At 44.0% G+C, this 9,521-nt stretch carries 8 protein-coding genes; 5 read left to right on the plus strand and 3 right to left on the minus strand.

All coding sequences use genetic code 11. The annotated features are described in order from the left end of the window. Positions 1–36 precede the first annotated feature (36 nt). From pilW to epmA, 3 genes are all read right to left on the minus strand, one after another. Complete coding sequence (gene pilW, locus HMPREF9065_RS05270) at positions 37–591, minus strand: type IV pilus biogenesis/stability protein PilW (RefSeq protein WP_033002501.1); 555 nt, start codon at positions 589–591, stop codon at positions 37–39. A 25-nt stretch (positions 592–616) separates the two neighbouring features. Further along, positions 617–1,771: a bifunctional tRNA (adenosine(37)-C2)-methyltransferase TrmG/ribosomal RNA large subunit methyltransferase RlmN gene (locus HMPREF9065_RS05265; protein ID WP_006719285.1), complete on the minus strand. Its 1,155-nt coding sequence runs from the start codon at positions 1,769–1,771 to the stop codon at positions 617–619. 169 nt (positions 1,772–1,940) lie between these two features. Then, positions 1,941–2,912 (minus strand): elongation factor P--(R)-beta-lysine ligase, encoded by a 972-nt coding sequence (epmA, locus tag HMPREF9065_RS05260; RefSeq protein WP_033002502.1) that lies wholly within the window; start codon positions 2,910–2,912, stop codon positions 1,941–1,943. Positions 2,913–3,236: 324 nt separating this feature from the next. On the opposite strand from epmA, the gene frdA reads away from it, so the two are divergent. From frdA to HMPREF9065_RS05235, 5 genes are all read left to right on the plus strand, one after another. Continuing rightward, positions 3,237–5,045, plus strand: a complete 1,809-nt coding sequence (gene frdA / locus HMPREF9065_RS05255; protein ID WP_021615987.1) for a fumarate reductase (quinol) flavoprotein subunit — start codon at positions 3,237–3,239, stop codon at positions 5,043–5,045. 4 nt (positions 5,046–5,049) lie between these two features. Continuing rightward, positions 5,050–5,820, plus strand: a complete 771-nt coding sequence (locus HMPREF9065_RS05250) for a succinate dehydrogenase/fumarate reductase iron-sulfur subunit (RefSeq protein WP_021615988.1) — start codon at positions 5,050–5,052, stop codon at positions 5,818–5,820. A gap of 11 nt (positions 5,821–5,831) precedes the next feature. Next, entirely contained in the window at positions 5,832–6,224 is a 393-nt protein-coding gene (frdC, locus tag HMPREF9065_RS05245) for a fumarate reductase subunit FrdC (protein WP_021615989.1), read from the plus strand. A gap of 9 nt (positions 6,225–6,233) precedes the next feature. Continuing rightward, the gene (gene frdD / locus HMPREF9065_RS05240) at positions 6,234–6,578 is read left to right on the plus strand and encodes a fumarate reductase subunit FrdD (RefSeq protein WP_021615990.1); all 345 of its coding nucleotides are present in this window, start codon (positions 6,234–6,236) and stop codon (positions 6,576–6,578) included. A 368-nt stretch (positions 6,579–6,946) separates the two neighbouring features. Then, a complete protein-coding gene (locus HMPREF9065_RS05235; RefSeq protein ID WP_021615991.1) occupies positions 6,947–9,196 on the plus strand; it encodes a nitric-oxide reductase large subunit in 2,250 nt (749 codons plus the stop codon). The last annotated feature ends 325 nt before the right edge of the window (positions 9,197–9,521 follow it).

Genomic DNA, 9,521 nt, shown 5'->3' on the forward strand with positions numbered 1-9,521 from the left:
GAAAAATTCACCGTACTTTTTCGGTAATTTATCAGGCTATTTTGTGAATTGAGTGAATTTCTTTGCACGTTCTGGTGCGATCTTCTCAAGTGCGGTCAGATTTTCTTGGTAAATTTTCTGATCTTTTGCGGATAAGGCGCAGAGTGCCAAGTTTTCGTAAGTATCTGCTTGGTGATAATATTGCGGGCTATTTAATGCCTGTGTGAATTGTTTATAGGCCGCCTGATATTCTCCTTGTGCACACAAAAACGCACCGAAATTATTCAAGACATCCCCTTGTTTATCATCCAATTTAATGGCTGTTAAATACGCTTGTTTAGCGCGTGCCATATCCCCTTGTTGTTGATAAAAATAGGCTAACGCAGCGTGTACCAAAGCGTATTTAGGGGCATAAGAAAGGGCTTTATCCAAATTTAATTTCGCTTGGCTGCTGTTTTGTTGTTGTAAATAACCTAATGCCAGTTCTACACGGGCTTTTGCCGCCGCCTGTTTATCAAAATCGGATGTGTCGGAATGGCTGACGCAGGCAGAAAGTAAAAAAGGAAAAATAAAGATCGCAAAACGGTAAAAGATAAACTGAATAGGGCGCATAATTTTTCCTCTCTTACTTATCAACTCATTGAACTTGAACGGCAATCGCCTCGCCAAAGCGTTTTTTCTGTGCAGTACGTTTGGTCCGGTCAATCACATCACCGGCTAATTGCCCGCAGGCCGCATCAATGTCATCGCCACGGGTTTTGCGTACAATCACCGTTAAACCATATTCCATCAAGGTTTTTTGGAAACGGTCAATACGCGTGTTGGAGCTTTTCGCGTAAGGCGCTTCCGGGAACGGGTTCCATGGAATCAAATTGATTTTACACGGTGTATTTTTTAATACTTCCGCTAATTGATGGGCGTGTTCCACATGATCATTCACATGATCCAACATGACATATTCGATGGTCACTTTGCCATGGTTGGCGTTAGAAACGCTTAAATAGCGATTCACCGAATCAATCAAGGTTTTGATATTGTATTTTTTGTTTAGTGGCACGATTTCATCACGCAATTCATCGTTGGGTGCGTGCAAGGAAATCGCCAAGGCCACATCGATCATTTTGCTTAAATTATCAAGCGCCGGCACCACACCGGACGTGGATAATGTCACACGGCGTTTAGATAAACCGTAAGCGAAATCGTCCAACATGATTTCCATCGCCGGCACCACATTCGCCACATTCAACAATGGCTCGCCCATGCCCATCATTACCACATTGGTAATCGGACGTACGCCTGTCACCCCAAAATTGCCGATAATTTTTGATGCGCGCCAGACTTGCCCAATAATTTCTGACACCGTTAAATTGCGGTTGAAACCTTGTTGGGCGGTAGAACAAAACGTACAAGCCAATGCGCAACCAACCTGTGAAGAAACGCATAACGTGGCGCGATCCGCTTCCGGAATGTACACGGTTTCCACTTGCTGATCGCCGACCTGCATCGCCCATTTAATCGTGCCATCGGCAGAACGCTGTTCCACCGCCACTTCCGGCGCTTTAATTTCTGCCACGGACTTTAATTTTTCCCGTAATTTTTTGTTTAAATTGGTCATATTGTCGAAATTGTCTTCACCAAAATGGTAAATCCATTTCACCAACTGATCGGCGCGGAACGGTTTTTCACCTAATTCGGCAAAAAATTCACGCATCTGCGCACGGGTTAAATTCATTAAATTGACTTTTTTTGCCGGTTCGGCAACAGCTTGCGCTGATACTGTTTGTTCTGACATGGAGCCTCGTTATTACACATTACGGCGGATACCGAAATTCTGGTGATATTTTAAACAATAGAAAAAAATAAGGGTGCGATTGTACTGATTTCAGTTTGATTAATCTAGCGATTTTGTATGCGCCATACAAACACTCAGAAAAATGACCGCACTTTTACGCGTGATCAAGCTAGGCATTATCAATGGCAAAAGAGATCACCTCTTTAATGTGTTCTGCGCCCATGGCAATCATCAATAAGCGATCCACACCTAATGCGACACCCGAACAATTCGGAATGCCAGCCTGCAAGGCGGATAATAAGCGCGTATCAATGGCGCGTACAGGTAACCCCATTTTTTCTCGTTGCAGATTATCTTGTTGAAAGCGTCTTAATTGCTCGCGTGCATCAGACAATTCGTGGAAGCCGTTAGCGAGTTCCAATCCTTTATAATAAAACTCAAAGCGTTCTGCCACGCGCAAATCTTCTGAACTGATTTGCGCTAAAGCCGCCTGACTTGCCGGAAAATGATACACCACGACAGGCGCTTCCTGCCCAATTTGCGGCTCGACGACCACACTAAATAAAAATTGCAGTAAGGTGTCGCGATTCTCTTTTTCAGCATCAACCAACTGATATTTTTTCGCTTTTTCCACCAGTTCAGACATCTCGGCTGACAAGGGATCCAAACCGACATATTGTTGGAAAGCAAATTGATAACTCATGCTTTCTGCCGGCGGGCATTCCAAAATTTGTTGTAATAAATCATCCACTTCATTAATCAGACGATACATATCAAAGTGCGGTCGATACCACTCCAACATCGTAAATTCAGGGTTGTGTCGATTTCCTGCTTCCTCATTACGGAACACTTTGCCGATTTGAAATATCGGGCCGCTGCCTGCCGCCAGCAAGCGTTTCATGTGATATTCCGGGCTGGTGGAAAGCCATAGGGTTTTTGACTGTTCACCGAACGGTGAAATAAACTCCGTACTAAAGGTGGCGAGATGCACATCTGTGACACCAAATTCGCTTAACACCGGCGTTTCTACTTCCAATAAACCACGATCGGTAAAAAATCGGCGAATTTCTTCAATTAATTTTGCGCGAGTTAGCAAATTTTTAATGGAGGCGCTAGGTTGCCATTGTGTTTGTTCAAACATCGATATCCCTTTATTAAAGATAATTGCGAAAGTGTGATTGCGCATTTTAAAGCAAGTGAATCAAAATGCATAAACGAATCCTTTTTTCACCGCACTTTTATTGGTCTTTAGTTAAACCTTTGTTAATTACTTGTTATTTTAAAGACAAAAGATGAACAATTCGCGTCGTGCGTTAACTTTTTTGAGGTAGATCACAAAATCGTAACAAAGTTGAGAAAAAAGATTTTTATCATAAAAAATAATGGCAAAATGACCTTACCCTAACAGCGCCAAAGAGCGATTTGGTGTTTTTATTATTGTCATTTCTTTACTTGGAGGAATATCGTGCAAACTGTGAATGTTGATATCGCCATTGTTGGCGCCGGTGGCGGTGGTTTACGGGCGGCGATTGCTGCAGCGCAAGCTAATCCCAATCTTAAAATTGCGTTAGTCTCAAAAGTTTATCCAATGCGTAGCCACACGGTTGCGGCGGAAGGGGGGGCAGCGGCGGTCATTAAAGAGGAAGACTCTTATGACAAACACTTTCAGGACACCGTCGCAGGTGGTGACTGGCTTTGTGAACAAGACGTTGTCGAATATTTCGTGGAGCACTCACCGGTAGAAATGACCCAGCTTGAACGTTGGGGGTGTCCTTGGAGCCGTAAGGCAGATGGTGACGTAAACGTACGCCGTTTCGGTGGCATGAAAATCGAACGGACTTGGTTCGCCGCCGATAAAACCGGTTTCCACTTATTGCATACGCTCTTCCAAACTTCTATTCAATATCCGCAAATTGTACGTTTCGATGAACACTTCGTTCTTGATATTTTGGTGGATGATGGCCATGCTCGCGGTATGGTTGCCATGAACATGATGGAAGGTTCTTTAGTTCAAATTAATGCTAACGCCGTTGTAATCGCCACAGGTGGTGGTTGTCGCGCTTTCCGTTTCAACACGAATGGTGGCATTGTAACCGGAGACGGTTTATCAATGGCGTATCGCCATGGTGTGCCATTGCGCGACATGGAATTCGTGCAATATCACCCAACCGGCTTGCCGAATACCGGCATTTTAATGACTGAAGGTTGCCGTGGTGAGGGCGGTATTTTAGTCAATAAAGATGGCTATCGCTATTTACAAGACTACGGTTTGGGACCGGAAACGCCAATCGGTAAACCACAAAACAAATACATGGAATTAGGCCCGCGCGATAAAGTATCCCAAGCGTTCTGGCAAGAATGGCGCAAGGGCAATACCTTAAAAACCGCCAAAGGTGTGGATGTGGTGCATTTGGATTTACGTCATCTCGGTGAACAATATTTACATGAACGTTTACCATTCATTTGCGAACTCGCAAAAGCCTATGAAGGTGTGGATCCGGCGAAAGCGCCAATTCCTGTGCGTCCGGTCGTACACTACACCATGGGCGGTATCGAAGTGGATTTCAACAGCGAAACCCGAATTAAAGGCTTATTTGCCGTAGGTGAATGTGCTTCTTCCGGTTTACATGGTGCGAACCGTTTAGGTTCTAACTCCTTAGCCGAATTAGTGGTGTTAGGTCGCGTTGCCGGTGAATATGCGGCGCAACGTGCCGTCGAAGCCAAATCAGGCAACCAAAATGCGATTGATGCACAAGCGCAAGATGTCGTTAAACGCTTAAATGACTTATTCGCTCAAGAAGGCACGGAGTCTTGGTCTGAAATTCGTGATGAAATGGGTCAAGCCATGGAAGAAGGTTGCGGTATCTATCGTACGCAAGAAAGTATGCAACAAGCCGTTGATAAAATTGCCGAACTCAAAGAACGTTATAAACGCATTCATGTTTCTGACCGTTCCAGCGTGTTTAATACCAACTTATTATACACTGTTGAATTGGGTTACATTTTGGATGTGGCGCAGTCTATTGCGAACTCTGCGATTGAACGTAAAGAGTCTCGTGGCGCGCACCAACGTTTGGATTACACCGAACGTGATGATGTGAACTACTTGAAACATACCTTGGCGTTCTATAACGAAAACGGTGCGCCACGCATTGAATACAGCCCAGTGAAAATCACGAAATCACAGCCGGCAAAACGTGTTTACGGTGCGGAAGCCGAAGCAGCAGAAGCAGCCGCCAAAGCAAAAGAACAAGCTCAAGCGGGTAAGGAGTAATTATATGGCCGAACAATCAATCATGAACGTTGAAATTCTACGTTACAATCCGGAAGTTGACAAAGAGCCACACTTGAAAACTTATCAAGTGCCTTATGACAGCCAAACATCCTTACTTGACGCTTTAGGTTACATTAAAGATAAACTTGAACCAGAACTTTCTTATCGCTGGTCATGCCGTATGGCGATTTGTGGTTCTTGCGGCATGATGGTAAATAACATTCCGAAATTGGCGTGCAAAACTTTCTTGCGTGACTATAGTGGTCATATGCGTATTGAAGCCTTAGCCAACTTCCCGATTGAGCGCGACTTGATCGTGGACTTGAGCCACTTCATCGAAAGCTTAGAAGCCATCAAACCTTATGTGATTGGTAACAAAGCGCCAGAGTTAGATGGCAAACCGCATCCGTCTAAAGAATTAGCGAAAAGTCGTACTAAACAAACCCCGGCACAATTGGAAAAATATCGCCAATTCTCTATGTGTATCAACTGTGGTTTATGTTATGCCGCCTGTCCACAATTCGGTTTAAACCCGGAATTCGTTGGTCCAGCCGTATTAACCTTAGGTCATCGTTATAACTTAGATAACCGCGACCACGGTAAAGCAGAACGGATGAAAATCATGAATGGTGAAAATGGCGTTTGGTCTTGTACCTTCGTAGGTGCCTGTTCCGAAGTGTGTCCAAAACATGTAGGCCCGGCAACCGCCATTAACCAAGGCAAATTAGAAAGTGCCAAAGATTATCTCATTTCCATGCTTAAACCGAAGGCGTAAGGGGAAAGATTATGACAACAACAGTAAGTAAACGTAAAAAATACGTTCGTGAAATTACGCCGACTTGGTGGAAAAGTTGGGATTTCTACAAATTCTACATGCTACGTGAAGCGACTGCCGTGCCAACCGTTTGGTTCAGCTTAGTATTGCTTTACGGTGTGATTTGTTTAGGTAAAGCAGATGGATTTGTCATGAATTTCATTCCGTTCCTACAAAATCCAATTGTCGTGATTCTTAACATCATTTCATTAGCGGCTTTATTGCTCCATGCCGTCACCTTATTTGATATGACAGGCGAAGTAATGTCAGGCACCACCGGTTTGCCGGCAAAACTCATTAAAAATGCTTTACGTGGCGCGTTTGTCGCCGTCACCGTATTGGCTTTAGTGTTAGTCTTTATCTAGGGGGAAGTTATGGTTAATCAAAATCCAAAACGTTCAAACGAACCACCTGTCTGGTTAATGTTCAGTGCGGGTGGCATGGTAAGTGCTTTGGCTTTCCCGGTGTTAATTCTTATTCTCGGCTTACTATTGCCTTTCGGTATCGTTAGTCCGGAGAATATCATTGCCTTTGCCCATCATTGGATAGGGAAATTAGTGATTCTAGCCCTAACCATTTTCCCAATGTGGGCAGGCTTACACCGTGTCCACCACGGTATGCACGACATCAAAGTCCATGTACCGGCCGGCGGATTTATTTTCTACGGCTTAGCGACACTTTATAGCGTCATCGTGCTATTTGCCGTGTTCAACTTATAATGTCTCATCCTTAATGAAAAACTCCCGTCATCGGGAGTTTTTTGTTTCTACCTATTTCACAGCACGACATAAAGTCAAAGGCTATCTTGCGCAAGTGAATGGTGATAAAAGCGATCTGTCCAAATTTTGAAATTCAGACCACAGTGCGGTCATTTTTAAATCTAAAATAGAGTAGTGTGTCAGTTTCTTTCTCTCCTTGTGTTTACTTCATCACTTTGAATATCTCACATTTACCTACTATTAGGTAATATATCGCCTTTTTAAATCCGATATAATTAGTCAGGTATTTTACTTGAATCGTAAAATCTCAATGTGTCTGACACAAATTATTAAGTTATCAATATTTTATTTTCTCAAGGAGTGATCAAATGGGACAGTACAAAAAGTTCTGGTACCTGTTAGTCGCCGTATTAATAGGGGCATTCTCTATTCTCGGTTACTACGGATTTGAAATCTACCGTGAAGCGCCACCGATTCCAAAACAATATGTGACGGAAAAAGGCGAACCGGTGATTACACATGACGATATTTTACACGGGCAAACCGCATGGCAAACCACCGGTGGTATGCAATTGGGTTCTGTTTGGGGCCATGGTGCCTACCAAGCACCGGACTGGACCGCTGACTGGTTACATCGCGAGTTAACCAACTGGTTAGATATTGTTGCAAATCAAGAGTACGGTAAAAACTTTGCCGACTTAAATGATGACCAACAAACCCTCTTAAAAAGCCGTTTAACTAAAGAATATCGCGGCAGTAAAGTTGACGAAAACGGCACTGTTGTGCTTTCCGCTAATCGTCTAGCCGCCATGGATAAAACGGCGCAATACTATATTTCTTTATATGGTGATGATCCTGCGAGCAAAGTAACGCGTGAACACTTCGCCATGAAAGACAATACGTTGCCAAGCTTGGAAGCGCGTAAAGATTTAGCGAAATTCTTCTTCTGGACAGCATGGACTGCCTCTGCAGAACGTCCTAATACCCATGCGACGTACACCAACAACTGGCCGCATGAGCCGTTAATCAATAACGTGCCAACACCGGAAAACGTCATTTGGTCTATCGCGAGCGTTGTTTTCCTTATTGCCGGTATCGGTTTTGTGGTGTGGATTTGGTCATTTAAACGTCGTGAAGATGAAAAAGATCCTGTTGCACCGGAAGTTGACCCGTTAACCAAATTGCAATTAACGCCATCACAAAAAGCCTTAGGTAAATACTTGTTTACCGTACTTGCGCTTTTCTTTGTACAAGTGAATTTAGGGGCGATTGTGGCTCACTACACGGTTGAAGGTCAGGAATTCTATGGTTTAGATATTTCCCAATATCTTCCATACTCCTTGGTGCGTACTTGGCACATTCAAGCAGCATTATTCTGGATCGCCATGGCATTCTTGGCAGGTGGTTTATTCCTTGCGCCGATTATCAACGGCGGTAAAGATCCGAAATACCAAAAACTTGGCGTAGATATTCTCTTCTGGGCGTTAGTCGTCTTGGTTGTTGGCTCCTTCACCGGTAGCTATTTGGCCATCGCGCACATCATCCCTGAAGAATGGAGCTTCTTATTCGGTCACCAAGGTTATGAATTCATCGACCTAGGTCGTTTCTGGCAAGCCGTGAAATTTGGCGGTATCTTGTTCTGGTTAGTGTTAATGCTACGCGGCACCGTGAATGCGTTCAAACAACCTGGCGACAAAAACCTACTTGCCTTGTTCTTCGCCTCCGTTATCGCTATCGGCTTATTCTATGGCCCGGCATTATTCTACGGCGAACACACACACTTATCCGTAATGGAATACTGGCGTTGGTGGGTAGTTCACCTTTGGGTAGAGGGCTTCTTTGAAGTATTCTCCGTGGCGGCACTCTCTTTCATCTTCGTCAGTTTAGGTTTGGTTTCTCGCCGAACAGCAACTGTGGCAACTATCACCGAAGCGGCATTGTTCTTAATCGGCGGTATTCCGGGAACCTTCCACCACTTATACTTCTCCGGTGCGACAACGCCTATTATTGCAGTGGGTGCGTCATTCTCCGCACTTGAAGTTGTACCATTAGTGTTACTTGGCCACGAAGCGTGGGAACACTGGGCAATGAAACAAAAAGCGTCGTGGATGGAACGCTTAAAATGGCCTATTTACTGTTTCGTTGCTGTTGCCTTCTGGAATATGTTGGGTGCAGGTGTATTCGGTTTCTTAATCAATCCACCAATTTCTCTCTACTATATCCAAGGGTTAAACACCACCGCAGTACACGCCCACGCGGCATTGTTCGGGGTATATGGTTTCTTGGCATTAGGTTTCGTGTTCTTAATCGCACGTTACTTACGTCCAAATACACCATTCAACGACAAATTGATGAAATGGGGCTTCTGGTTGCTTAACAGCGGTTTGATTTTAATGATCGTCTCTAGCCTATTACCAATCGGTATCATTCAAGGTTATGCGAGTATCTCTGAAGGCTTATGGTATGCCCGTAGCGAAGACTTCATGCAACAACCGTTATTTGACACCTTACGCTGGGTGCGTTTAGTGGGTGACATCGTATTCATCTTCGGTGCGCTTGCATTCTTCTGGCAAATTTTCACCATGGTTTTCTTCAAACCAAAACGCATTGCTAACTAATCGACAAAACGGAAGTTAGCCAATAAACAAAGACCGATAGTTTTCACGCTATCGGTCTTTTATTTACCCCTCGTCGCGTGCAACTTGTTGCACGAATAAACCCCTCATGGAACGTTATTTACCTCTTTTGGGCACTCGCGATTTCGTGCAACAAGTTGCACGCTACGATTTATGATTTTCTGGTAGTGTGCATCTTGATGCACGATCAAATCACGCACGGAACGAAATAAAGTGCGGTGATTTTTGCGTGTGTTTTTTTAAACAATGTATTATCAACCGTCAAGAATGTTGTTCATTTCGTGCAACAAGTTGCACGCTACAATTT

The organism is Aggregatibacter sp. oral taxon 458 str. W10330 (genome assembly GCF_000466335.1).
In the GTDB taxonomy this organism is placed as follows: domain Bacteria; phylum Pseudomonadota; class Gammaproteobacteria; order Enterobacterales; family Pasteurellaceae; genus Aggregatibacter.